This window comes from Streptococcus sp. E24BD, assembly GCF_041807825.1.
Taxonomy (GTDB): Bacteria; Bacillota; Bacilli; order Lactobacillales; family Streptococcaceae; genus Streptococcus; species Streptococcus entericus.
Genome location: NZ_JBGTZB010000004.1, coordinates 40,934 through 64,873, shown reverse-complemented (window position 1 = coordinate 64,873; position 23,940 = coordinate 40,934). Strand labels below are relative to the sequence as shown.

The 23,940-nt window shown below is 46.2% G+C and carries 26 protein-coding genes and 1 pseudogene; 24 read left to right on the top strand and 3 right to left on the bottom strand.

Going from position 1 to position 23,940, the window contains the following annotated elements; genetic code table 11:
• Positions 1-8: 8 nt before the first annotated feature.
• Complete coding sequence (locus tag ACERC5_RS01715; protein ID WP_373660020.1) at positions 9-650, bottom strand: hypothetical protein; 642 nt, start codon at positions 648-650, stop codon at positions 9-11.
• An 8-nt stretch (positions 651-658) separates the two neighbouring features.
• Positions 659-2,053 (bottom strand): DUF2130 domain-containing protein, encoded by a 1,395-nt coding sequence (locus ACERC5_RS01710; protein ID WP_373660018.1) that lies wholly within the window; start codon positions 2,051-2,053, stop codon positions 659-661.
• A 101-nt stretch (positions 2,054-2,154) separates the two neighbouring features.
• Between ACERC5_RS01710 and ACERC5_RS01705 the strand changes: the two genes are divergently transcribed.
• Together ACERC5_RS01705 and ACERC5_RS01700 are read left to right on the top strand one after the other, a co-directional pair.
• Positions 2,155-2,337: a 4-oxalocrotonate tautomerase gene (locus ACERC5_RS01705; RefSeq protein ID WP_373657897.1), complete on the top strand. Its 183-nt coding sequence runs from the start codon at positions 2,155-2,157 to the stop codon at positions 2,335-2,337.
• Positions 2,337-3,272: an FAD:protein FMN transferase gene (locus ACERC5_RS01700; RefSeq protein ID WP_373660017.1), complete on the top strand. Its 936-nt coding sequence runs from the start codon at positions 2,337-2,339 to the stop codon at positions 3,270-3,272. Before ACERC5_RS01705 ends, ACERC5_RS01700 begins: the two co-directional genes overlap by 1 nt.
• A 40-nt stretch (positions 3,273-3,312) precedes the next feature.
• Here the strand turns inward: ACERC5_RS01700 and ald are convergent, their stop codons facing one another.
• Positions 3,313-4,413 carry an alanine dehydrogenase gene (gene ald, locus ACERC5_RS01695; protein ID WP_373660016.1) on the bottom strand — a complete coding sequence of 367 codons (1,101 nt, stop codon included), beginning with the start codon at positions 4,411-4,413 and terminating at the stop codon, positions 3,313-3,315.
• Positions 4,414-4,581: 168 nt separating this feature from the next.
• Here ald and ACERC5_RS01690 point away from each other — a divergent pair, with 168 nt between their 5' ends.
• The 22 genes and pseudogenes from ACERC5_RS01690 (at position 4,582) to ACERC5_RS01585 (ending at position 23,935) form a co-directional block, all read left to right on the top strand.
• The gene (locus ACERC5_RS01690) at positions 4,582-5,568 is read left to right on the top strand and encodes a rhodanese-related sulfurtransferase (protein ID WP_018368680.1); all 987 of its coding nucleotides are present in this window, start codon (positions 4,582-4,584) and stop codon (positions 5,566-5,568) included.
• Between the two features lie 65 nt (positions 5,569-5,633).
• Positions 5,634-6,497 (top strand): GNAT family N-acetyltransferase, encoded by an 864-nt coding sequence (locus ACERC5_RS01685; RefSeq protein ID WP_373660014.1) that lies wholly within the window; start codon positions 5,634-5,636, stop codon positions 6,495-6,497.
• Between the two features lie 16 nt (positions 6,498-6,513).
• Positions 6,514-6,744, top strand: a complete 231-nt coding sequence (locus tag ACERC5_RS01680; protein WP_373660012.1) for an alpha/beta fold hydrolase — start codon at positions 6,514-6,516, stop codon at positions 6,742-6,744.
• Positions 6,745-6,831: 87 nt separating this feature from the next.
• Positions 6,832-7,143: an alpha/beta fold hydrolase gene (locus ACERC5_RS01675; protein WP_373660010.1), complete on the top strand. Its 312-nt coding sequence runs from the start codon at positions 6,832-6,834 to the stop codon at positions 7,141-7,143.
• Positions 7,133-7,591 (top strand): hypothetical protein, encoded by a 459-nt coding sequence (locus tag ACERC5_RS01670; RefSeq protein WP_373660009.1) that lies wholly within the window; start codon positions 7,133-7,135, stop codon positions 7,589-7,591. Before ACERC5_RS01675 ends, ACERC5_RS01670 begins: the two co-directional genes overlap by 11 nt.
• A 71-nt stretch (positions 7,592-7,662) precedes the next feature.
• A complete protein-coding gene (locus ACERC5_RS01665; RefSeq protein WP_373660007.1) occupies positions 7,663-8,991 on the top strand; it encodes a hemolysin family protein in 1,329 nt (442 codons plus the stop codon).
• Between the two features lie 308 nt (positions 8,992-9,299).
• Complete coding sequence (locus ACERC5_RS01660) at positions 9,300-11,213, top strand: ABC-F family ATP-binding cassette domain-containing protein (protein WP_373660005.1); 1,914 nt, start codon at positions 9,300-9,302, stop codon at positions 11,211-11,213.
• Positions 11,214-11,215: 2 nt separating this feature from the next.
• The gene (locus ACERC5_RS01655; protein WP_373657889.1) at positions 11,216-11,638 is read left to right on the top strand and encodes a hypothetical protein; all 423 of its coding nucleotides are present in this window, start codon (positions 11,216-11,218) and stop codon (positions 11,636-11,638) included.
• Between the two features lie 105 nt (positions 11,639-11,743).
• Positions 11,744-12,199, top strand: a complete 456-nt coding sequence (locus ACERC5_RS01650) for a pyridoxamine 5'-phosphate oxidase family protein (protein WP_373657888.1) — start codon at positions 11,744-11,746, stop codon at positions 12,197-12,199.
• Positions 12,200-12,409: 210 nt separating this feature from the next.
• Complete coding sequence (locus tag ACERC5_RS01645; protein ID WP_373660004.1) at positions 12,410-14,071, top strand: ribonuclease J; 1,662 nt, start codon at positions 12,410-12,412, stop codon at positions 14,069-14,071.
• Between the two features lie 205 nt (positions 14,072-14,276).
• Positions 14,277-15,140 carry a diadenylate cyclase CdaA gene (cdaA, locus tag ACERC5_RS01640; protein WP_373660003.1) on the top strand — a complete coding sequence of 288 codons (864 nt, stop codon included), beginning with the start codon at positions 14,277-14,279 and terminating at the stop codon, positions 15,138-15,140.
• A 1-nt stretch (position 15,141) separates the two neighbouring features.
• Positions 15,142-16,104, top strand: coding sequence for a YbbR-like domain-containing protein (locus tag ACERC5_RS01635; protein WP_373657885.1), 963 nt, complete (start codon positions 15,142-15,144; stop codon positions 16,102-16,104).
• 87 nt (positions 16,105-16,191) lie between these two features.
• Positions 16,192-17,544, top strand: a complete 1,353-nt coding sequence (gene glmM / locus ACERC5_RS01630; protein WP_373657884.1) for a phosphoglucosamine mutase — start codon at positions 16,192-16,194, stop codon at positions 17,542-17,544.
• Between the two features lie 325 nt (positions 17,545-17,869).
• Positions 17,870-19,006, top strand: a complete 1,137-nt coding sequence (gene hemW / locus ACERC5_RS01625; protein ID WP_373660001.1) for a radical SAM family heme chaperone HemW — start codon at positions 17,870-17,872, stop codon at positions 19,004-19,006.
• Positions 19,007-19,744: an acyl-ACP thioesterase domain-containing protein gene (locus tag ACERC5_RS01620; protein WP_373660000.1), complete on the top strand. Its 738-nt coding sequence runs from the start codon at positions 19,007-19,009 to the stop codon at positions 19,742-19,744.
• Positions 19,734-20,357 (top strand): annotated as a pseudogene (locus ACERC5_RS01615) (NUDIX hydrolase N-terminal domain-containing protein). Before ACERC5_RS01620 ends, ACERC5_RS01615 begins: the two are co-directional and overlap by 11 nt.
• Before the next feature lie 10 nt (positions 20,358-20,367).
• A complete protein-coding gene (locus ACERC5_RS01610; protein ID WP_373657881.1) occupies positions 20,368-20,514 on the top strand; it encodes a DNA mismatch repair protein MutT in 147 nt (48 codons plus the stop codon).
• A gap of 138 nt (positions 20,515-20,652) precedes the next feature.
• Positions 20,653-20,832, top strand: a complete 180-nt coding sequence (locus tag ACERC5_RS01605; RefSeq protein WP_373659999.1) for a hypothetical protein — start codon at positions 20,653-20,655, stop codon at positions 20,830-20,832.
• The gene (locus tag ACERC5_RS01600) at positions 20,819-21,595 is read left to right on the top strand and encodes a replication initiator protein A (RefSeq protein ID WP_373659997.1); all 777 of its coding nucleotides are present in this window, start codon (positions 20,819-20,821) and stop codon (positions 21,593-21,595) included. The genes ACERC5_RS01605 and ACERC5_RS01600 overlap by 14 nt, the downstream gene beginning before the upstream one ends.
• Positions 21,596-21,745: 150 nt before the next feature.
• The gene (locus ACERC5_RS01595; protein WP_373659995.1) at positions 21,746-23,140 is read left to right on the top strand and encodes a DNA cytosine methyltransferase; all 1,395 of its coding nucleotides are present in this window, start codon (positions 21,746-21,748) and stop codon (positions 23,138-23,140) included.
• The gene (locus ACERC5_RS01590) at positions 23,124-23,573 is read left to right on the top strand and encodes a hypothetical protein (protein WP_373659994.1); all 450 of its coding nucleotides are present in this window, start codon (positions 23,124-23,126) and stop codon (positions 23,571-23,573) included. The genes ACERC5_RS01595 and ACERC5_RS01590 overlap by 17 nt, the downstream gene beginning before the upstream one ends.
• Entirely contained in the window at positions 23,558-23,935 is a 378-nt protein-coding gene (locus ACERC5_RS01585; RefSeq protein ID WP_373659993.1) for a hypothetical protein, read from the top strand. The genes ACERC5_RS01590 and ACERC5_RS01585 overlap by 16 nt, the downstream gene beginning before the upstream one ends.
• Positions 23,936-23,940 lie beyond the last annotated feature (5 nt).

Sequence of the window (23,940 nt, the reverse complement as noted above, 5' to 3'; positions counted from 1 at the left end):
GAGCCTTTCTATATTGTTCTGTTGTTGTTTGCGGTTCTAGCTTGTTCGATAGCTTTTGACCAATACTCGAATTCCCATCTTAATGGTGGTAAGTCACCAACTTTTTTACGAATAGCATTTTGGTAAGGGAGATACAGCTCATTATAATCATCCCATTTGCTCCAAGCCAAATCCGTAGGGAGGCTTATCTGAAGATAGTCGTCTGCTAGTTTCAAGATATAGTTATCTATCGGCACATGAAGCAATGGGAAAATGTCTTCAAGTATCTCTGGTTCCAACATATAGAGGTATTTTAGGGTCATATTGACCCATTTCTGAGCTTGACCAAATGTAAATCGAATGTTAAAGGAGGCGTATAGCTGTTTGATTCGGCAACAAATGCGGTAATGCCAGCAGTCATACTGGTCTTGGTGACTGATGATTGAAGGTGTTAGCTGAGGTAATTCTTCGCGAAAAATTCCCAACACCTCCCGTCTCAGCTGCAATCTTACTTCATTTGGGACTTCTTTTAAGTTGAGTGTACGATTAAAATCTAAGTAGGCTAGTCTACTGGCTGATTTGAGTGAATCAGATAAATCTTTAAAGTAAGCTAGCTTTAAAAAATATAAAGTATGTTGGTCAACAGTAGTCTGATATGGGAGATTTGTCATCATTGTCGTTACTCTTTCTTGAGCGCTTCAAACTTAGCCTTCATGGTCGGGTTTTTCCGAGTTAGTTTTTTGACGGAGACATCTTCAAGTTTGTTGTTAGCCAGGCGCAGCTGGTTGTCGCTGGTGGTCAAGAAGCGTTTGACCTCTTCCATGCGCTTGATGGCCTTGTCGATTTCATCGATGGCTTTCTTGAAATTGGTGCTGGCTGAGGTATAATTTTTGGCAAAGGCCGTTTTGAAGGTTTCCAAATCGGCTTCAAAGGTAGTGATGTCGATGTTCTGACTTCTGACCAATTCCAACTCTTGCTTGTAACTCAAGCTGTTTAGCGCAGCATTTCTCAAAAGACCAATCAACTGGATGAAGAACTGTGGGCGAATGACGTACATCTTAGGGTAGTGATGGCTGACATCAACAATACCCGTGTTGTAGTAATCGCTGTCTGCCTCCAGCATGGAGACCAGAACGGCGTATTCGCAGTTTTTCTCTCGTCGGTCCTTGTCCAATTCTTTGAGAAAGTCTTCGTTCTTATGTTTTCTAGCGGTTGTGTCGGCCTCGTTTTTCATCTCAAACATGATGGAGAGGATTTCAAGCCCATTGTCGTCTGTTTCTCGAAAGATGTAGTCGCCCTTCGAACCTGACTCGGAGATTAGATTATCCTTACCAAAGGAGGCCTTGGGAAAGGCATAGGCACGCACCTTGTTGAATTCTGTCTCAGCGTAGAGCTCTAAGCTCTCTCCGATGGCCTTAGTGGACTGTTGTGCCTTAAAATTCTTGTAAAACTCGACCTGCTCGTTGGCTGCCTTGAGCTGGAGGTCATACTCTTGACGGGTGGTCGCCAGCGCCAACTCTTGCCGTTGTTCCTGCAAGAGCAAGGCTGTCCGCGCCTCATCACGCTCCTTTTCTAAGCGAGCAATGGCTTCCTGCTGTGCCCTGTCTTTGAGCACCGCCTGCTTGTCCTGTTCGGCCTGCACTTGAGCTAATTGCGCCTGCTGAGCCTCTTGACTGGCTGCCAACTGCGCCGTCACACGCGCTAATTCTTGCTCCTTGTCGGCGAGTGACTGTTTGGCTGCCAGCATCTCTTCATGGGCACGCTGCTCCAGTTGACTGCGCACCTGGGCCAGTTCTTGGTCTTTTTTGGACATGGCAGATCTGAGGGCTAGTTCTTGCTCTGCCTTGAGCGTGTCAAGCTGGTGAGCCAGCGCTGTTAGTTCTCGGTCTTTTTCCGCCAGTTGGGACTGGAGCGCATTTTTGGACTGCTCCTTGAGCAGTTGGGTCTCGCGAGTGAGGCGGTCATGAAGTTCCTTGTCAAACTCTACTCCCCGCACCTGAGCTAGTAACTGACTATACTCAGTTTCGTTGACTGTAAAACTCGTCCCACAGTGGGGGCATTTGATCTGATTCATGGCTATTCTCCTTTTTGGGTTAACTAATGACTGATGTAATCTCATTATACCATTTTCACGCCAGTATGATACAATAGAACTGATATAAGGAGGAGTAGAATATGCCATTTATCACCATTGACCTCTTTGAGGGACGTAGTCAAGAGCAAAAAGATCAGCTGGCTCAAGAAGTCTGTGAAGTTGTGTCTCGCATCGCCAAAGTCCCCAAAGAAGCCATTCACATCTTTATCAACGATATGCCAGAAGGGAGTTATTACCCTCATGGTCAGATGAAACGTCGCTAGTGAGAGAAGAGCGCCGTTTCAGGCAGCTGGGGACCATCTGCCACATTGCTATTGAGGCTCCTGAAGCGGGAAGCCTACTTGATCAAACAGGAGAACTGCTCAAGTCCTATGAGATGATTTTTTCCGCCCATTTGCCAGCTTCTGAACTCAATCAACTCAATCAGTCAGCAGGAAAATCTCCCTTCACTGCTTCAGCAGAATTGTTTGAACTCGTCAGCTACGGTAAAAAGCACAGTTTAGCACTTCATAGCCAGCTCAACATCGCCCTTCGCCCCTTGGTTCAGGCTTGGCAGATTGGATTTGTAGGAGCAACCAAGCCCAGTCAAGCTGCCATTGACCAGCTACTTGACCTCTGCCAGCCAAAAGATATTTTGCTGAACTCTCGTCAGCAGAGCATTTTTTTAGCTCGCTCTGGCATGGCTTTAGATTTGGGTGCACTTGCCAAGGGCTACATTGCTGACCGTCTGCTGGAACATCTGCTGTCAGCTGGCGCTACCAGCGTCTTAATCGACCTTGGGGGTAATGTCATCACCCACGGTCAGCCGTTTTCAGCGACCGGCAAATGGCAGGTTGGGGTGCAACTGCCTTTTGCGCCTCGTGGTCAAGCTATGGGGCGAGTTACGATAGGTAACCAAGCCCTCGTCACCTCAGGAATTTATGAACGCTTTTTTGAGGCTAATGGCAGAGCTTATCACCATATTTTGGATAGGCAGACCGGCTATCCCATGGAGACCGAGATGGTCAGTCTGACTATCTTGAGCGATTCCGCCCTAAGAGCTGAAACCTACAGTAGTCAGTTCTTTGGTCTTCCCATACCGCAAGCGCTCCATCTTATCAAGCAGACAGACAGCATAGAAGGGCTGATGTTAACTAGTGATTACCGCTGTTTCTTATCTGATGGGATGAAGGCACATTTCATCCCGCAATATCATTAGAAAAACACGATTCCAAAGAGAAATCGTGTTTACTTTTTTATTATTCAAAAGGCACATAAGGGAGACCTAGGGACGTCGCAACAGCTTGGTTGGTGACTTGCCCTTTATAGATGTTTAAACCTGTGAGAAGACTGTAGTTGTCACGAACGGCTTGTTCAAAACCTTTATTGGATAACTCCATTGCATAAGGCAGGGTCACATTTGTGAGGGCGAGTGTCGATGTGCGTGGCACAGCACCAGGCATGTTAGCAACAGCATAATGAATCACCCCGTCAACCTCGTAAGTTGGTTTGTCATGGGTGGTAATGGTATCCGCGGTTTCAATAATGCCACCTTGGTCAACAGCCACGTCAATAACGACAGAACCTGCCTTCATCGAACTAATCATCTCTCGAGTTACCAGTTTAGGCGCCCGTGCACCTGGAATCAGCACAGCTCCGATAAGTAAGTCGGCTTCCTTGACACTATCAGCGATGTTAAGAGGATTAGACATTAAGGTTTGGATACGTTTGTCAAACAAAACATCCAATTCTGCTAGTCGCTTAGCAGAGACATCTAAGATCGTCACATCAGCGCCCAAGCCTAGCGCCATCTGCGCAGCATTGGTCCCAACGACACCACCACCGATGATCACAACCTTTCCTTTTTTAACTCCCGGAACACCTCCCAAGAGAATACCTGCACCACCTTGGAGTTTGGTTTGGAAATAAGCCCCCATCTGCACTGCTAATCGTCCAGCGACCTCACTCATGGGGTTAAGCAGGGGCAGAGTACCATCCTTGACAACGGTCTCATAAGCGATGGCGGTCACGCCGCTATCTAGCAAAGCCTTAGTTAAGCCAGGAGCAGGAGCGAGGTGAAGGTAGGTAAACAGCAATAAATCAGAGCGGAAGAATTGATATTCATTTTCTAAGGGCTCTTTGACCTTGATAACCAGCTGGGCTGCCCACACCTCTGCAGCGTGTTCTTTGATGATAGCCCCTTGCTGGGCATAATCATTGTCAGAAAACCCTGAACCAGCTCCAGCTTCAGTTTCAACCCAGATAGTGTGACCAGCCTGTTTTAGAGCTAAGACACCAGCAGGTGTTAAACCGACACGATTTTCATTGCTTTTGATTTCTTTTGGTACACCAATAATCATCTCATTTAACCTCATTTTCTTATTAGATTGCCTTTATTGTACTAAAAAAAGAGAGTACCATCAAGCACTAGTTGAGCAGTATTCTTGAAGAATAGTCGTGGTTTTGTTATAATCAAGGTGATTGCACAAGCATTCATAATTATCTCATGCAAAGATAAGGAGAAGCATATGTCAAAGGACATTAGAGTATTACTCTACTATAAGTACGTCCATATCGAGAATGCCAAAGAATACGTGCAGACTCATTTGGACTTTTGTAAATCAATCGGTCTCAAGGGGCGGATTTTGATTTCTGAAGAGGGCATCAACGGTACCGTTTCTGGAGATTTTGAAACCACTCAGAAATACATGGACTGGGTGCACAGCGATGAGCGCTTTGCTGACCTCTGGTTTAAGATTGACCTCGAAGAGGAGCAAGCCTTTAAGAAGATGTTTGTTCGCTACCGCAAGGAAATTGTTCACTTGGGGCTGGAGGACAATGATTTCGATGCGGATATCAACCCATTGGAAACCACAGGGGCCTACCTGACACCGAAAGAGTTCAAAGAAGCTCTTTTGGATGAAAATACCGTTGTCTTGGATACCCGTAATGACTACGAGTACGACCTCGGTCACTTCCGTGGCGCCATTCGCCCAGATATCCGCAACTTCCGCGAATTGCCACAGTGGGTGCGGGACAACAAGGAAAAATTCATGGACAAGCGTGTCGTGGTCTACTGTACCGGTGGTGTCCGCTGTGAGAAATTCTCAGGCTGGATGGTGCGTGAGGGCTACAAGGATGTTGGTCAGCTCCACGGTGGTATCGCCACTTACGGTAAGGATCCTGAGGTTCAGGGCGAGCTGTGGGATGGCAAGATGTATGTCTTTGACGAGCGCATTGCCGTAGACATTAACCATGTTGATCCAAAAATCATTGGAAAGGACTGGTTTGACGGCACACCATGTGAACGTTATGTTAATTGTGCCAACCCATTCTGTAACCGTCACATGTTGACGTCTGAAGAGAACGAACACAAATATGTTCGTGGCTGTTCAGCAGAATGCCGTGCTCATGCCCGCAACCGCTACGTGGAAGAGCATGGATTGACCCATGAAGAATGGGCAGCAAGATTAGCGGAAATCGGAGAAACACTACCTGTTGTTGCTCCAGCTTAATCAGAGATGATGACCAGCCTCTTGGCTGGTTTTTTTGGTATAATAGACCTCATGGAGGTACTTCTATGGATATTATCAGTACGAATTGCTTATCTATTGAACAAGGCAAACGGGTAAAAGCTTTTTTAACCCACTGCATGGCTCATGATAAGACCTATAAAGAGCCCTACTTATCCAATCAGCTTAATTTTAACCCTGATATGCCGGCCTTTTTCTTGGCTTACGAGGGGGATGACTTAATTGGCTTGTTGACGGTTTATGCCGATACGCCTGAAGTGGATTTATCTCTCTTTGTTGCGCCAGAGCACCGCAGGAAAGGTATTGCTCGGCAACTCTATCAGAAGTTTTTAACGGAAACAGCTTCCTATGGCGTGACAGAGGTTTCCTTTATTGCGGAGCGTGCCTTTATTGAGGCAAATCCAGGTCTCCTGTCCGCTTGGGGACTGGTCATTGATGACGATAGTGAGTACTTTTTGGGACGGGCGTGCTTGCCTGTGGACATGGCAGAGCTGCCCCTTGATGTGTCTCTTTCGCTGGCTAGACCAGAGGAGATGCAGGACATTGCTGAGCTGAAAGCGCGCGTGTTTGAGACGCCGCTAGAGCTCAGTCTGACCTATGTGTCAGAAGCCCTGGCAGATAAGGACAGTCTTCTTTATGTTGCCCGCCTAGCTGATCAAGTGATTGGCACTTGTACGGTGGACATCAGCTCTAGCCTGACTTACCTTTACGGTCTTGCTGTTGATCTTGCCTATCGCGGTCAGGGCGTTGGTAGTCAGCTGGTCAAGACCATCATCAACGACCGTTACCGTGCAGGTGATACCGAACTACAAATCGCTGTGGATAAGGACAATGAGGGTGCTAAAAAACTTTATGAGCAACTGGGCTTTGTCAACCAGACAGAAGTGATTTATCTCTCAAGTAAGGATTAAGAGAGGGGATTGAGTGATGAAACTGATTTTTCTACACGGCGTGGGGCAAGATAGCCAAGCTTGGGAGCAGGTGATTACAGGGTTAAAGGGTTATCACTGTGTCAGCCTAAACTTATTTCGTCATGGAAAATTACCTGATTTTTCCAGCTTGCAAGAGCAAGTCAGGCAGGCGGTGCGTGAGAGCGAGGAAGACGTTGTTGTGATTGGGCTGTCTTTGGGCGGCATGTTAGCACTGTCCTTATTGTAAGACCCAGCGCCGCAGCTCCGAGCAGTTGTCAGCATTGCGGGTCAGTACCAATTTACCAAAAACTGGGCTTATAAGGTGCAGGTTGCCTTGCTCAAACTCTTGGCTCCATCTCTCTTGGCAAAACAAGGATTGGACAAGGAAAATTTGCTGGCTTTTTATCGAGACTTGGCTCAGCTGGATATGACAGGTTTTCTACAAACAAGGACCTTGCCTGTCCTCTTGCTCTGTGGGGAGTGCGATAAGATTAACCTTAGAACAGCCAAGCAACTGAAGAACTTGATGCCAAAAGCAGAGATGGCGGTGATAGCTGAAGCAGGTCACGAGGTCAACAAAGACCAACCAGAACAGTTGGTAAGGGAATTAAACCAGTTTTTGGAAGTGCTCAACCATGTTAACTAAAGAGGTCGTCGTTGTTATCGGAGGTTCTGGGATGTTACGACCAGCTGTTTTGTTGTGCAGCCGAGACAAGAGCCGTTATGATGACTTATTTGAGGTCTACCCTCACGCAGTCTTTTTCCCTTTTGATTTTTCAAAGGCTGCCTCTTTTGAAAATCTAAGCAATTTTCTACAAGAAAAAGGGGTGACCATTTCGTGTCTCTTAGTCTGGTTGCACAGCCCCTATTATCCTCATCTTGAGCGTTTCTTGGAACATTTCCCAACCTTTAGAAATGGCTGGTATCTTGTCCAAGGCAAGAGCAGCAGCAATCTCCCTGATGCGTTGTTGAAGCGCTCTGATTTACAAATTATTTGCCTCGGTTATCACGAAAAAGAAAACCGCTGGTTGACTGATGATGAAATTTCCCAGCAGGTTCTTGATGCTATCCTCCCCTTTAAGCCTAGAAAATAAAGTTAAAAGCTGCTTGTTTTTTCCAAAAATATGCTATAATGGATAGACTAATGTAAAAAAAGGAGACCATCATGGAAGACCCTGGCAGTCAGACCATCGTGTTACAATTCATCTTACTACTTATCTTGACCCTCTTTAATGCTTTTTTCTCTGCGACGGAAATGGCCTTAGTATCGCTCAATCGTTCTCGTGTCGAGCAAAAAGCAGAAGAAGGCGACAAGAAGTACATCCGCTTGGTTAACGTGCTTGAGAACCCTAACAATTTTCTCTCGACCATCCAGGTGGGCATCACCCTCATCACCCTCCTGTCAGGGGCTAAGCTGGCTGACACGCTGGGGGCTGAGATTGCGACATGGTTTGGCAATACGGCTACTGCAAAAACGGCGGGTAGTCTCTTGTCTCTAGCATTTTTGACCTATATCTCCATCGTTTTAGGGGAACTCTATCCCAAGCGGATTGCCATGAATCTCAAGGAAAATCTAGCCATCTACTCAGTACCAGTGATTTTGTTGTTGGAAAAGTTGGCTAGCCCCTTTGTTTGGTTGCTTTCTGCATCAACCAACCTACTCAGTCGCCTGACACCTATGGCTTTTGATGATGCGGATGATCAGATGACTAGAGACGAGATTGAGTACATTCTGACCAAGAATGAGACCTCACTTGATGCGGAAGAAATCGAGATGCTTCAAGGGGTATTCTCGCTCGATGAGATGATGGCCAGAGAGGTCATGGTGCCTAGGACGGATGCTTTCATGGTGGATATTAACGATGATAGCTCTGCTATTATCAGTGCTATCCTCAAGGAAAATTTTTCCCGTATCCCGGTCTATGATGGTGACAAGGACAAGGTTATCGGTCTGATCCACATCAAAAAATTGCTACACGCTGCCTTTCACGAGGGTTTTGATCAGGTCAATATTCGTCGAATTATGCAGGATGTTCTTTTTGTCCCTGATACGGTCTTTGTCGATGATTTGATTGGAGAATTGCGGAGCAGCCAACGCCAGATGGCGATTTTGCTGGATGAGTACGGCGGAGTGGCAGGTCTTGTTACCCTTGAGGACTTGCTTGAGGAGATTGTCGGCGAGATTGATGATGAAACTGACCGAGCTGCGGAGTCTGTGCGTGAGATTGCAGAAAATACTTATATCGTTGAAGGGACAATGACCATCAACGAGTTCAACGACCACTTTGAGACCGAGCTGGAGAGTGATGATGTTGATACCATGGCAGGCTTTTATCTAGCGGGTATCGGTAGTATCCCAACTCAGGAGGAAAAGGAAGCTTATCAAGTAACCAGCAAGGATAAGCAGCTTACCCTTATCAACGACAAGGTTAAAAACGGTCGCGTTCTCAAACTCAAAGTCTTGATGACCGACTTGCCTGACATGACAGAGTAATCGGCTGATCATCTATTCCCACTGATAGAAGGATGACACAGAACTAGCAGAATAACCCAAAGCTTGAAAAAACTATGAAATTACTAGGCTTTGTATAGATATTTAATAAGATTAGAGAGACAGGGCATTTTGCCCTAGCCTAAAAGCGATTAATATAAGAGGACAAACGATGAGGTCCTCTTTTTTGATATCGAGGAAAGCGAAAGCCAGGATGCTATATGAGCAGAAACTTGTTGGTTATGATGACGTGCCAACAGAAGTAACAATCGACCAATGAAAAACCTGCTCTTTTATGCTACAATAAACCTATGATTATTTTACAAGCTACCAAACTCGAACGTGCTTTTGCAGGCAGTCCTCTTTTTGAAAATATTTCCTTGCAGGTTGATGAGCGTGACCGCATTGCCCTGGTCGGGCGTAATGGAGCGGGCAAGTCGACCCTTCTCAAGATGCTGGTTGGCGAGGAAACGCCGACCTCAGGCACCATCAGCACCAAACGCGATCTTTCCCTGTCTTATCTGGCACAAGATAGTCGCTTTTCGTCGGACAAGACCATCTATGCCGAGATGGTGGCGGTGTTTGACGACCTGCGGCAGATTGAGAGCCGTTTGCGAGTTATGGAGGGGCAAATGGCAGAGCTGACAGGCGCTGCCTTTGACCGCTTGATGGCAGACTATGACCAGCTGTCGGAGGACTTCCGCAGTCGTGGTGGCTTTACCTACGAAGCGGACATCAAAAGCATTCTCAATGGCTTTAAGTTTGACCAGTCCATGTGGGACATGCCCATCGCTGAACTATCAGGCGGACAGAATACCCGCTTGGCGCTAGCGAAGATGCTCCTTGAAAAGCCAGATTTGCTGGTCTTGGATGAGCCGACCAACCACTTAGACATCGAGACCATCGCTTGGCTGGAAAATTACCTCAAGAACTATCAAGGTGCACTTATCATTGTCAGTCACGACCGCTATTTCTTGGACAAGGTTGCCACTATCACGTTGGATTTGACCCCCAAAAGCCTCGATCGCTACGTGGGTAATTATTCCCAGTTTATGGCACTCAAGGCTCAAAAACTAGAGACCGAGGCCAAAAACTACGAGAAACAGGCCAAGGAAATTGCCAAACTGGAAGACTTTATCAACCGCAACATCGTCCGTGCCTCGACCACCAAGCGAGCCCAGTCCAGACGCAAGCAACTGGAAAAGATGGAACGCTTGGACAAGCCCCAAGTTGGGCAAAAATCTGCCAATATGACCTTCGAGTCAGCCAAGTCTTCTGGCAACATCGTCTTGACGGCTGATGCCATCGCTATCGGCTATGACCATCAGGTGCTGGCGCAGCCCATTTCCCTAGACGTCCGAAAATACGATGCGATCGCCATCGTCGGACCAAACGGTATCGGCAAGACCACCCTTATCAAGTCGATGGTCGGGCAACTCCCCCTCATTGCGGGTGAGGCAGTTTACGGTGCCAATGTTGAGACCGGCTACTACGACCAGACCCAGTCCGCCCTGACCCGTACCAATACCGTGCTGGAGGAGCTCTGGAGTGCCTTTCCGAGTACGCCAGAAGTGGACATCCGCAACCGTCTGGGGGCCTTTCTCTTCTCTGGTGATGATGTCAAAAAGTCTGTTGCTATGCTGTCTGGCGGTGAAAAAGCGCGCTTACTCCTTGCCAAGCTATCCATGGAAAACAACAATTTCCTCGTTCTCGATGAGCCGACCAACCACTTGGACATCGACAGCAAGGAAGTGCTGGAGAACGCCCTGATTGACTTTGATGGCACCCTGCTCTTTGTCAGCCACGACCGCTACTTTATCAACCGTGTCGCCACCAAAGTTCTTGAAATTTCAGCAGATGGCTCGACCCTCTATCTGGGCGATTATGATTATTATCTGGAGAAAAAGGCAGAGCAGGAAGCTAGACATCAAGCTGACCAGCTGACAGCAGCTAGCCCAACTGATACGCCATCGGCTGGCGCTAGCGATTACCAGTCCCAAAAGGCAGACCAAAAAGAACGCCGCAAACTAGCCCGCCGAATCGACGAGATTGAAAACCAGCTAGAAACCCTAGAAACCCGCCAAGCAGAGATTAACCAAGCCATGCTGACCACCAACGACATCGGCCAACTGACCGACCTCCAAAAAGAGCTGGAGAGCCTAGATGAGCAGCAGCTGTTACTCATGGAGGAGTGGGAGCAGTTGAGTGAGGAAATGGGGGATTAGTCATGTATCGCTTTGTTACCCAAGAAGCTCAACTGACCTTGCATGATTGTTTTATCACAGCCGTAGAATTTGGGCGAGAACTGACCTTGTCTTTTGAACAGGGGATTGATATTTTAGCCAGCCACTCTTTAAATCCGACACACAGGCACCAAACAACAGGACTAGCAGAGGTTGTCTTGCAGTCTTATGAACTGGTACAAGTCAGAGAGGTCTATGGTGCAGAGGATTTTTCACCGAGCTTAGAGGCTCTTACTTCTAAGCGGTTTGAAGTGCTTTGCTTTGAGTTTGATAGGGCCAACAGAACAGCTCCGCTACTGTGTGACATTGATTGGCGGTATTATGTTGCTTACACCTTTTCTTGTGAAGCTGTCTATTATAAATGGAATGAGTTGACTGGTGATGCCTGGTTTCAGGACTGGCCGTAATGTTAGATAAGACGTCACAGGGATAACTTTTTTGTGAAATACTTCCTAAAATACCTGAAATATGGTATAATCGATTTAGAAAACGATTGCAAAGGGTGGATATCAATGGACGTCAAAGACATTTTAGGCATTTTAGAAGACATGGGGGTCGCTGTATTTGCGACTGTGGACGAGTCAGGCATGCCACATGCCAGACATTTTCACATCGGTGTGGCAAATGAACAAGGCATTTTCTTTATGACAAGCCCTGAGACCAAGTTTTTCAAGCAGGTGGCGACAAATCCAAATGTGGCTGTCACGGCGATGAGCCAAGAAGACTATTTGATTCAGGTCATTCGTATAGAGGGAAAGGTACGACCAGTTGGTCCTGACCGACTTTACGATTTACTTGCTGGCAATCCTTATGTTAATTATGTTTACCCAAATCATGAGAAGCAGGAAGACATCGAAGTTTTCCAGCTTTATGAGGGAGTTGGTTTCTACCACAGCTTGACACAAGGGCACAAGTATGTTTTTTCTATTGGAGAAGGTCGCTCAGAGACCGCGCGAAGCATTACCTAGGCAATCTCAGATGATTTAGGATTTGAAATAATTTGTGAAAAGTTGTATACTAACCATGTATGCAACTTTTTGTTTGCGCGACAGTAAATCGACTTAATGCTAGCACAGCTGATTAAGGACCGTTTGTCTGAAGAAGTGGTCGAGGCTTGTTGGTCTGATTAAAACAAACTCGATCTTCAAGTATTTAGCAAAATGATAAAGGAGAATAGTGTGACAGCAGTTAATATCATCGCCTTGGGTGGTGTCCGTGAAATCGGAAAGAATTTTTATGTGGTGGAAATCCGTGGGTCGATTTTTATCCTTGATACAGGTGTTAAGTACCCTGAAAGTGAGCAGTTAGGTGTTGATGTTGTGATTCCTAACCTGGACTATTTGATTGAGAACAAAAAGCGTGTCCAAGGGATTTTCCTCACCCACGGTCATGCGGATGCTATCGGAGCCCTGCCGTATGTGCTCCAGCATATCAAGGTGCCTGTTTTTGGGTCAGAATTGACCATTGAATTGGCCAAACTCTTTGTGAAAAATGCTAATCTCTTTAAGCGCTTTGAAGATTATCATGTGGTCAATGCAGAGACAGAAATTGAGTTTGGCGATAGTACGGTATCCTTTTTCAAGACAACTCACTCTATTCCAGAGAGCCTGGGAATTGTTTTGTCAACGCCTAAAGGCAATATTGTCTACACAGGGGACTTTAAATTTGACCAAGCGGCAAGCCCGCTTTACCAGACTGATTTTGCCCGCTTGGCAGAGATTGGTCGTGAGGGCGTTTTGGCTCTCTTGGCAGATTCTGCCAATGCTGAAAGCAAGGTTCAAATTGCCAGTGAATCAGAAGTTGGCGCTGAAATCAATCGGGTCATTAGCAATTGGGAAGGCAGAATTATTGTGGCTGCTGTAGCGAGCAACTTGTCTCGTATCCAGCAGGTCTTTGATGCTGCCGCCAGCAACGGTCGCCGTGTCGTCTTGACAGGCTATGATGTGGAAAACATTATTCGCACAGGGATTCGGTTGAAAAAGCTCTCTTTAGCTGATGAGCGTTTGATTATCAAAGTGGCAGATATGGCGAACTATGAGGACCATGAACTGATTATCCTTGAAAATGGTCGCATGGGTGAGCCGATAAACTCTTTGAGTAAGATGGCGCAGGGTCGTCACCGTTATGTCAATATTAAAGATGGCGATTTGGTTTATATCGTGACTACACCGTCAGTTGCTAAGGAAGCTATGGTGGCAAGAGTGGCTAACCTTATTTACAAGGCAGGCGGTTCTGTTAAGTCCATTGCTAAGCACATGCGCGTATCTGGTCATGCTAATGCACGAGATTTGCAACTCTTGATTAACTTGCTAAAACCGACATACCTCTTTCCCGTTCAAGGGGAATACCGTGAACTGTCTGCACATGCAGACTTAGCCATGGATATCGGTCATTTGCCAGAGCATATCTACATCATGAAAAAGGGCAACCGTATGGTTTTAGGAGAAGAAGGTTTCTTGCACGAAGGTTCCGTTCCTTCTGGTGATGTGATGATTGATGGCAATGCCATGGGTGATTTGGGAAGTGTTGTCCTCCGCGATCGCCAGATCCTCTCTGAAGAAGGTATTTTCATCGTTGCCATGACCATTAACAAACGCCAGAAAAAGATTATTTCTAAGGCAAAATTCCATACGCGTGGCTTTGTTTATGTGAAAAAGAACAAAGACATTCTCTATGACAGTGCGGAGCTCGTTAACCAGACCGTTGAGGCTTATTTAAGTCAACCAGATTTTGACTGGAGTCAGTTGAAAAACTTGGTTCGTGACAAATTAAGCAAGTATCTTTACGATCAGACCAAACGTCGCCCATCTATTTTGCCTGTGATTATGGAAGTGCGTTAAGGTGCTAGTTCTCAACTTAGTAGATTTTAAGCCCATCTAAAAAAGTCATGACAGCTAGATGAACGCAACAATGTCTCGAAAATTGATGTTCTGAAAATCTTTGAAAAGCACTTGTAACAGATGTATAGTTGCCAGTGCCTTTTCTTATTCTTCTGTCGCGATGACAAGCCAGCCCAGCTGGTTTTTTTGTTTCGGTTATGGTATAATGAAACAACAGAAGATGGACGGGGGGAATGGTTTGATAGATCAACAATTATTAGAAAGTTTGTTTGCCAGCCCGTGGGAAATTATTATTAACCTTGTTGACCTTTTTTTGGTCACTTGGTTGATTTATCGATTTATTAGAGCTTTAGCTGGCACAAAAATCATGTCGCTGGTTCAGGGTGTCGGTCTTTTTATTCTTTTGCGATTTGTCGCGGAATTGTTGGATTTGACAACGATTACTTATCTGATGAATCAGGTGACGACCTACGGTGTGATTGCGGGTGTTGTCATTTTTGCTCCTGAGATTAGGAGCTTTCTTGAAAAATTTGGCAGAACCCCTCAATCCCTGCTTAAACAACAGACAGTTAGCCATGAGGAAAATTTAGTGACGGCTGTCATCAGTGCTGTCAAGTACATGGCGCCCAGACGTATTGGTGGCTTGATAGTGATTGAGCGCACCCAAACCTTGCAAGAATATATTGCAACAGGCATTTCTTTAGATGCAGATATTTCCAGTCAGATCTTGATCAACATTTTTATTCCCAATACACCGCTTCATGATGGGGCTGTGATTATTAGAGAAAATAAGATTGCTTCTGCATCATCCTACCTGCCCTTGTCTGATTCCTCTTACATTGCTAAAGAATTTGGAACCAGGCACAGAGCAGCGATTGGTCTATCTGAGGTCTCAGATGCGATGACCGTCGTAGTATCAGAGGAAACAGGAGGCATATCCCTCACCTACAAGGATGTCTTTACGCATGATATGACCTGGGAAGAGTTGGAATATGTGCTCCGCGAAAAATTAGTTACACCACCAGAAACCACTAATTTCTGGACAACAGTTATCAAGGGAGGGCGATGAAATGAGAAATTGGTTTACTCTAAAACGTTCTGGCCTGGCAGTTGTTTCCTTGGTTTTTGCTCTGCTATTATTTTTAACTGCAAAAATAGTTGCCTATAATGGCAGCAGCAATCGTATCAATCTGTTAACTGAGACCTACACGCATACTTTAGAAAATGTTCCGATTGATATTAAATACAATAGCGATGAGTATTTTATCAGCGGCTACTCCTACGAAGCAGAAGTTTATTTGGCATCGACCAATCGTGTCAAATTAGATTCTGAAATCAACCCAGATACACGGCAATTTAAGGTTGTTGCTGATTTAACCAAACTGACTGAAGGCACCACTAAAGTGAGCTTGGATGTGAGGGATTTACCCAGCGATGTGACCGCTGAAGTTCGACCAGCAACCATGACTGTTACGCTCGGTAAACGGGTGACAAAAAATTTCCCTGTCGAAGCAGTGGTTAATGAGGAACGGGTGATGCCAGGGTATGTATACGAGTCAGCTAGTCTGGATGTTTCTGATGTTGCAGTCACCAGTGATGAAAACACAATTGGTCAGATTGCTCGTGTGATTGCTAGCTTGCCTGATGAGACAAGCCTATCAAAAGACCAAGTTAAAGAATCGGTCACCTTGCAAGCTGTTTCTGAGCAAGGCTCAGTTTTACCGGCAATCATCACCCCTGCGAAAGCGGAATTAACAGTTAATTTGCGAAAATTAACCAAAACAGTTCCTTTGGTTGTTGAGCTAACTGGGCAACTGGATAGTAGTCTGTCTCATATCAATTATGAATTAGGGTTCAGTGAGGTGATTATCTCAGGTAGTCAGGAAGCCTTAGATGAGACAGATCGCGTTTTAGTAACGATTGATATTTCTGATATCAAGAAAGATACGCGAAAAACCTTAACCTTATCTGCTGAAGGGGTCAAAGTAACGCCAGAAGTTATCGACGTTAAACTGAAAGTGACCAAAAAGTAGTTATCAAACCTTTCCATAACAAATATGGCATAAGTTAGGAAACAAAAAACAAAAAGAAAGTGAGAAGCGGGTTACCGCATAAGAAAAATGGTAAAATATTTTGGAACGGATGGAGTTCGTGGAGAAGCAAACGTTGAATTGACACCAGAACTGGCCTTCAAACTAGGTCGCTTTGGTGGCTATGTCCTCAGTCAGCACGAAGAAGGGCAACCAAAGGTCTTTGTCGCACGTGATACCCGTATCTCAGGGGAGATGTTGGAGGCTGCTTTGGTGGCTGGGCTTCTTTCAGTTGGTATCGAGGTTTACCAGCTGGGCGTCTTAGCCACGCCGGGAGTGTCTTATCTGGTTCAGACGGAAAATGCTAGCGCTGGTATCATGATTTCAGCCAGTCATAACCCTGCTCAAGACAATGGTATCAAGTTCTTTGGGTCAGACGGTTTCAAACTGGCTGATGAAACGGAGCTTGAAATTGAAGCACTCTTGGACACTCCAAACGATGGCCTCCCACGACCGTCAGCTGAGGGTCTCGGAACTTTAGTGGCTTATCCAGAGGGCTTGCGCAAGTACGAGAAATTCTTGGTTTCTACTGGAGCCGATTTGGCTGGTATGAAGGTGACCTTGGATGCCGCCCACGGGGCAGCCTACTCATCGGCTCGTTCGATTTTCCTTGACTTAAATGCGGAGATCACTGTTATTGGTGATCAGCCTGATGGGCTTAACATCAATGATGGTGTCGGCTCAACTCACCCAGAAAAGCTTCAGCAAACGGTTCGTGAGACAGGCTCTGCTATTGGTCTTGCCTTTGACGGTGATAGCGATCGCTTGATTGCGGTTGATGAAAACGGCGATATTGTAGATGGTGATAAAATTATGTTTATCATCGGGAAATACCTAGCGGAGAAGGGTCAGTTAGCCCAAAACACCATTGTGACGACCGTGATGAGTAACCTTGGTTTCCATAAGGCTTTGGAACGTGAAGGCATTGACAAAGCGGTGACCGCTGTTGGTGACCGTTATGTGGTTGAAGAAATGCGTCGCGGTGGTTATAACTTGGGCGGTGAGCAGTCTGGACATGTCATTATCATGGATTATAACACCACAGGTGATGGACAGTTGACTGCCATCCAGCTGACTAAAATCATGGCTGAAACAGGCAAATCCTTGTCCGAATTAGCCAGTCAAGTTGATATTTTCCCGCAGAAATTGGTTAATATCCGTGTGGATAATAGTATGAAAAACAAGGCGATGGAAGTGCCTGCTATCGCCACCATTATCACCAAGATGGAAGAAGAAATGGCAGGCAATGGACGGATTTTGGTGCGTCCGAGTGGGACTGAGCCCCTGCTTCGTGTCATGGCGGAGGCGCCGACTGATGAGTTGGTGAACTACTATGTGGATACCATCGCTGATGTTGTACGTGCGGAGATTGGGTTGGAGTAATTCAAAAATGAGGCTGGGATTTTTGTTCCAGCCTCAAATTTCAAACGTTAATCAGTCACTTCTCTGACTATTTGAGCGATGCGGAAGTGGGCTAAAAAGGTCAGGGAGACCTTTTTAATCAGGAAATGACACTTGCGGCGCAAGTGTCAAAAATAGTCCAATAGACTGTTTCAGCCTGAAGCCTAAAATTAGGGAGGTGAGGGACAATCGCATTCTAAAGAATTACCGATTTTTGTTTCACGTCCCTTCTCTTTTTCCTATCAGCTCTTCAGTGAGTTGAGAATTTAGCTCTGCGATTTTTCCAAAAAAGTGGTACAATAAAAAAATGAACAAACCGACGTCTGCCTATGTGCATATCCCTTTTTGTACTCAGATTTGTTATTACTGTGACTTTTCTAAGGTGTTTATCCAGAATCAGCCTGTGGACGACTATCTGCGGGTTCTTGTGCGTGAGTTTGAGAGTTACGACATCAAGCGTCTCCGCACCCTCTATATGGGTGGTGGTACACCGACAGCTATCACTGCTCAGCAGCTGGACTATGTTTTGACGGAGCTGACCAAGCACTTGGACTTGTCCATGCTGGAGGAATTTACCATTGAGGCTAATCCTGGTGACTTGGATGCGGATAAAATCGCTGTGCTGAAACATTCGGCAGTTAATCGGGTCTCTTTGGGCGTTCAGACCTTCAACAACAAGCACCTGAAAAAAATCGGTCGTAGCCATAATGAAGCCCAGATTTATGAAAGTATTGATGCCCTGAAAGGTGCTGGTTTTGACAACATCTCCATTGATTTGATTTATGCCCTGCCTGGTCAGACCCTAGACGATGTCAAGGAAAATGTGGCCAAGGCTTTGGCATTGGACATCCCTCACCTCAGTCTTTACAGCTTGATACTGGAGCACCACACTGTCTTTATGAACAAAATGCGTCGTGGCAAGCTCAATCTACCGACTGAGGATACCGAAGCAGAGATGTTTGATTATATTTTATCAGAACTGAAGAAGGCAGGCTTTGACCATTACGAGATTGCCAATTTTGCCAAGCCTGGTTTTGAGAGCAAACACAATCTGGTCTACTGGGACAATGATGAGTACTTCGGTTGTGGGGCTGGAGCGTCTGGCTATTTGGACGGTATCCGTTACCGTAATCGAGGTCCCATTCAGCATTATTTGAAAGCTGTGGCTGAGGGTAACGCTAGACTGTCAGAGGAGGTCTTAACCAAAACCGAGCAGATGGAGGAGGAATTTTTCCTCGGATTGCGTAAAAAAACTGGCGTCTCCATTTCTCGTTTCGAGCGTAAGTTTGAGACTAGTTTTGAAACCATCTACGGTCAGGTGGTCCGTGACTTGCAGATGGAAGGACTGGTTCAACTAGATGGTGACCGTCTGCGCATGACCCAGAAAGGGCTCTTTCTGGGTGATACCGTAGCAGAACGCTTTATTTTAGACAAGGAGGACTAGATGGCACAGATTTATAGCGAACACCTAACCATTCCCTTTGATATGACCGATGTCCAGCAGGAGATTGTCTTGTCCAAGTTCATTTCCTATTGCTTGGGGGTGTCGGGGCGTCAGTCAGCAGCCATTGGTCGTAGTGATGTGGCAGTTTTTGAGCAGTATGGCTTGGTCTGGGTGGTCACCGACTACCAGCTGACCATCAACCGCCTGCCACGCTACGCTGACACCGTTACCATCGAGACAGAGGCCGTTGCCTATGATAAGTTCATCTGTCATCGGCGCTTTCGCATTCTTGATGGGGAAATGGCAGAGCTGCTCAGCATTGATTGTTACTTTGTCTTGATTGATTTTCAGACACGCCGCTTATCGGCTGTGCCAGAGGACTTGATTGCACCCTATGGGTCGGAGCAGGTCAAGCGCTTGCCTAAGATGGCAAAATGCCCAAGTTTGACGACTCCAGATAGCCAGAGTTTCCCTGTTCGTTACTTTGACATCGACATGAATGGACATGTCAACAATGGCAGGTATTTGGACTGGTGCTACGAGGTACTGGGCTATGACTTTTTGATGGCACATCGTCCAAAACGGATCCAACTCAAGTTTATCAAGGAAATTGCTCCTAAAGGTCATGTGACAGCGTGTTTTGAGATGGCGAACTTGACCAGTCGCCATGAGATACAGGTTGGCGATCAGCTCCATGCCCAAGCTATGATAGACTGGGAGGTGCGTGATGGCCAGTGAGGACAAGTGGTTAAGCTGGGCAACGCGTTTGCAGTCGCTCGCGCAAAACGGTCTGGCTTATACAACCAACGCTTTTGACAAGGAACGGTTTGAGGAAATCCGTCAGATGGCAGCAGAGATGCTGGTTGAGCCATCTGGTCAACCGTTAAAGGTGGTAAGGGATCTTTTTGCCAGCGAGACAGGCTACCAGACCCCAAGCTTGATACCCGCGCAGCCATTTTCCAAGAGGGGAAAATCTTGCTGGTGCAGGAAGCAGATGGGTTATGGAGCTTGCCGGGAGGGGGGCTGGTGCGATGTGGATCAGTCACCTATGGACAACACGAACAGGGAAGCCAAAGAGGAAGCAGGGCTAGATGTAGTCGCCTACCGATTGGTTGCGGTGCTTGACAAGCACAAACACCAACCCAGTCGTTCAGCCCATCATGTCACCAAGCTCTTTTTCCTTTGCCGAGTATTGGGAGGAGCTTTTGAGCCGAATAACGAGACTCTAGCCAGCGGCTACTTTGCCCTAGATGACTTGCCAAATCTTTCGGTCAATAAGACCACAGCAGCACAGATTGCCCTCTGTTATGAGGCTTATCAAGCGGAACACTGGGAAACGGTGTTTGATTGAGGAGGATTGTATGCCAAAAACGGAAAATGTCGTATTGACCAACATGTGTATGGTGACAGATGGGACCAAGGTCTTGGTGCAAAACCGTAAAGACCCTGATTGGCCTGGGTTAGTTTATCCAGGTGGGGATTGTGTCATAATAATGACAGGTGCTTAAAACGCTGATAAATCAAGGATTTGAGCGTTCTACAATCTGTCATTAAGGAGGATTTCATCACAGTTTATAAAATATTATTGCTTAGGCAAGAACAGTTTAGAGTGTTCTTGCCTTTTTTATTTTACAAGGAGGAAAATCGTGGAACTTGCAGAATCAACTCGCCTAGGTGTTGTTAGCTATCTCATGATTGTTATGGGAGTTACATCATCTAAAGCAACAGACATGTTGAAAGAATTAGAAACAAGTGGCCTGGTTAACGTCAAAGCAGGGGGGCAACTAGAACTAAAATTATTGGAGGACAATCATGAAACGTATTAGTGCAAATCAGTATCAAACATCAGAACGGTATTACAAGCTCCCAAAACTCTTATTTGAGAGTGAGCGATACAAGGACATGAAGCTTGAGGTTAAAGTCGCTTATGCCGTCTTAAAAGACCGTTTGGAACTGTCCCTAAGTTCAGGTTGGATTGATGAAGACGGTTCAATCTATCTCATCTATTCCAATTCTAGTTTAATGGAGCTTCTTGGGTGTTCTAAGTCCAAACTCCTGTCCATCAAAAAATCCTTGAGAGATTTTGGCCTTATTGAGGAAGTCCAACAGTCATCCAGTGAAAAAGGTCGGCTCGCAAACAAGATTTACCTTGGTGAGTTGGAACATGAACCGACCCCTGTCTTAAATTCAGACGGGGGTGGTGTTCAAAAAACACGGGGCCAGTCTCAAAATCAGACGGGCCCCGTCTTAATTTCAGCCCCTAGTGAGACTGAAGAGAGTGAGACTAATAGTAGTGAGACTGAACTTCTTTCAGAGGACGAGGAGGAAAAAGGGCTCACTCGTAAAGTGGATAAGCCAACCACCTATGACAAGGATTATATTTACCAATTGGTCTATGACCAGCTGATTCGTGAGAAGTTTTCTAAGACAAGTGCAGAGTTTGTCATGAGGCATTTTGAAAACAGGTATCAGTATGCTTTGGAGAACATGAGATTTGCCAGAACGGCAGAGACCATAGCTGAGTATGTCTTTAATGGCATTCTGGCAGAGTGGAATAAGGAACGTCGACAAGAACAGGAAAGGAGGTGAGAACCATGTGGTGGAAAATTTTGCTAGGCATGTGGATATTGTCGCTCATCGCATTAGCGATTGAGCTCAAAAATGCTCCAGAGATGGAGGATCATATCTAACCAAGGCTTTACGAGAAGTAAGGTCTTTTATTTTTTGAAAGGACAAGAGATGAACTTTTTTGATTGTTTTGCAGGGATTGGGGGCTTTCGTTTAGGTATGGAAAGCCAGGGTCATACCTGCATCGGATTTTGCGAGATTGACCGTTTCGCCAGACAAAGCTACCAAGCCATTCACGACACGACAGGAGAATTAGAATACCATGACATTACAGCTATCACCGATGACCAACTCAGGCAACTCCGAGGACAAGTGGACGTCCTCTGTGGGGGTTTTCCTTGCCAAGCCTTTTCTCTCGCAGGCAGACGACTGGGATTTGAGGACACTNAAGCCTTTTCTCTCGCAGGCAGACGACTGGGATTTGAGGACACTAGAGGGACTCTCTTCTTTGAGCTTGCTCGATGTGCCAAGGAAATCCAACCACCTTATCTATTTTTTGAGAACGTCAAGGGGTTACTCAGTCACGACCAGGGACGGACGTTCGCCACAATCCTCACCACACTGGATGAACTGGGGTATCATGTCGAATGGCAAGTGCTTAACAGTAAAGATTTCGGCCTTCCCCAAAACAGGGAGCGGGTCTTTCTTATCGGACATTCTCGAAAGCGAGGTTTCCGACCAGTATTTCCTCTCCGAGGACAAGGTAGCCCAACTCATCTTGACCGACTAGGTAATGTTAATCCATCTGGAAAGGGGATGAGTGGGGAGGTCTATCTCTCGACAGGACTGTCGCCAACTTTAACCGTAAACAAGGGGGAGGGTGCCAAGATTGCCATACCCGTTCTATCACCTGACAGACTTAATAAGCGGCAGAATGGTAGACGGTTCAAAGCTAACCAAGACCCCATGTTTACCCTAACGGCTCAAGATAGGCATGGGGTGCTGGTGGCTGGGAACTTACCGACCAACTATGCACAATCGGGACGGGTTTATGATGTGACAGGCTTATCACCGACCCTAACCACCATGCAAGGCGGAGACAAGGTTCCCAAGGTTCTGCTTCGTCAAGAGGCTCCTCATTTGAAAATCCGTGAGGCGACCAAGCAAGGCTATGCCAAGGCGACAGTTGGCGATTCGGTCAACCTGTCCTATCCCAAGTCCAACTCTAAACGTGGACGGGTAGACAAACAAATCGCCAATACCTTAACGACCAGTTCCCAACAAGGTGTCGTTATCGCAGCCCTGGAATACCGCAAGGACAAATGGTTTGAGGTGACAGGATTTTTGGTGGGAGATAAACTTTATCGTTTGAGGATTCGCAAGCTCACACCAAGAGAGTGTTTTCGCCTACAAGGCTTGCCAGATTGGGCATTCGACCGAGCAGAGGCGATTTCAAGTAAGAGTCAGCTCTATAAGCAGGCTGGAAACAGTGTCTCAGTTCCTGTTATCGCTGCTATCGCACGAGAATTAAAGAAATTGGAGGAGAACCATGAAACTACTACATAAAGAATCCATAAGAACCTGTTCAGAGTTGGATGAGGCTATCCATCAAGCAGAGGTGGAGCGACTGACAGAAAGGCTCCTTACCTTGCCCAACTATGATTGCGAAATGATTGTGACCTTTGAGGATGACTACCACAAGGAGATGAACCTCCCCCTCTTTTACGAATCCAATCTCCATCGGGTTTTTGAGTTTTTGGAGGAGAGGGACATCAAAAACGGAGTGGACAGCTTCTTGACAGACACTGGGGATTTGGCTTTTAGAGCCTATGGGCAGAATTACACCCATCAAGGCAAGGACGGTATTCTGACGAGCCTAGTAACAGTGAGATGTTTTAGTGAAGGCAGGGTTCCTGTCAATATGGCTAGAATCCTTGGTGATTTTGTCATGGAAGACCTGACTAAGGTCCAGGAGGGTATCACATGCGACTCTATCTAAGCAAAAACCAAGACCGACACCAGTCTTTGATTGAGACCCTAGATGCTTATGGCATTGCATATGAGCTGGTGGACTTTGAGCAACTGAAGAAAGAAGACCTACTGGAATGGATGCGGCTATCTCCAGACTGCTTTGACTTTCTGACCCCAACCTGTTTGATATACAAACGCAGGGATAATCTCCCCTTTTCCCGATTTCTTGACATCATCTGGGACAATCGGGCAAGAAGTCTTCGTTTGCCTCTGATTGTCGATAAGGACCAGGTTTATCCTGATGTAACCCTAGAAGACTTGCGCTCCTTTCTTCCTCGTGAACGGAAAGAGAAGGAGCGGCGAGCTCTTAAAACCTTCTTAAGCGTGTAGGAGGG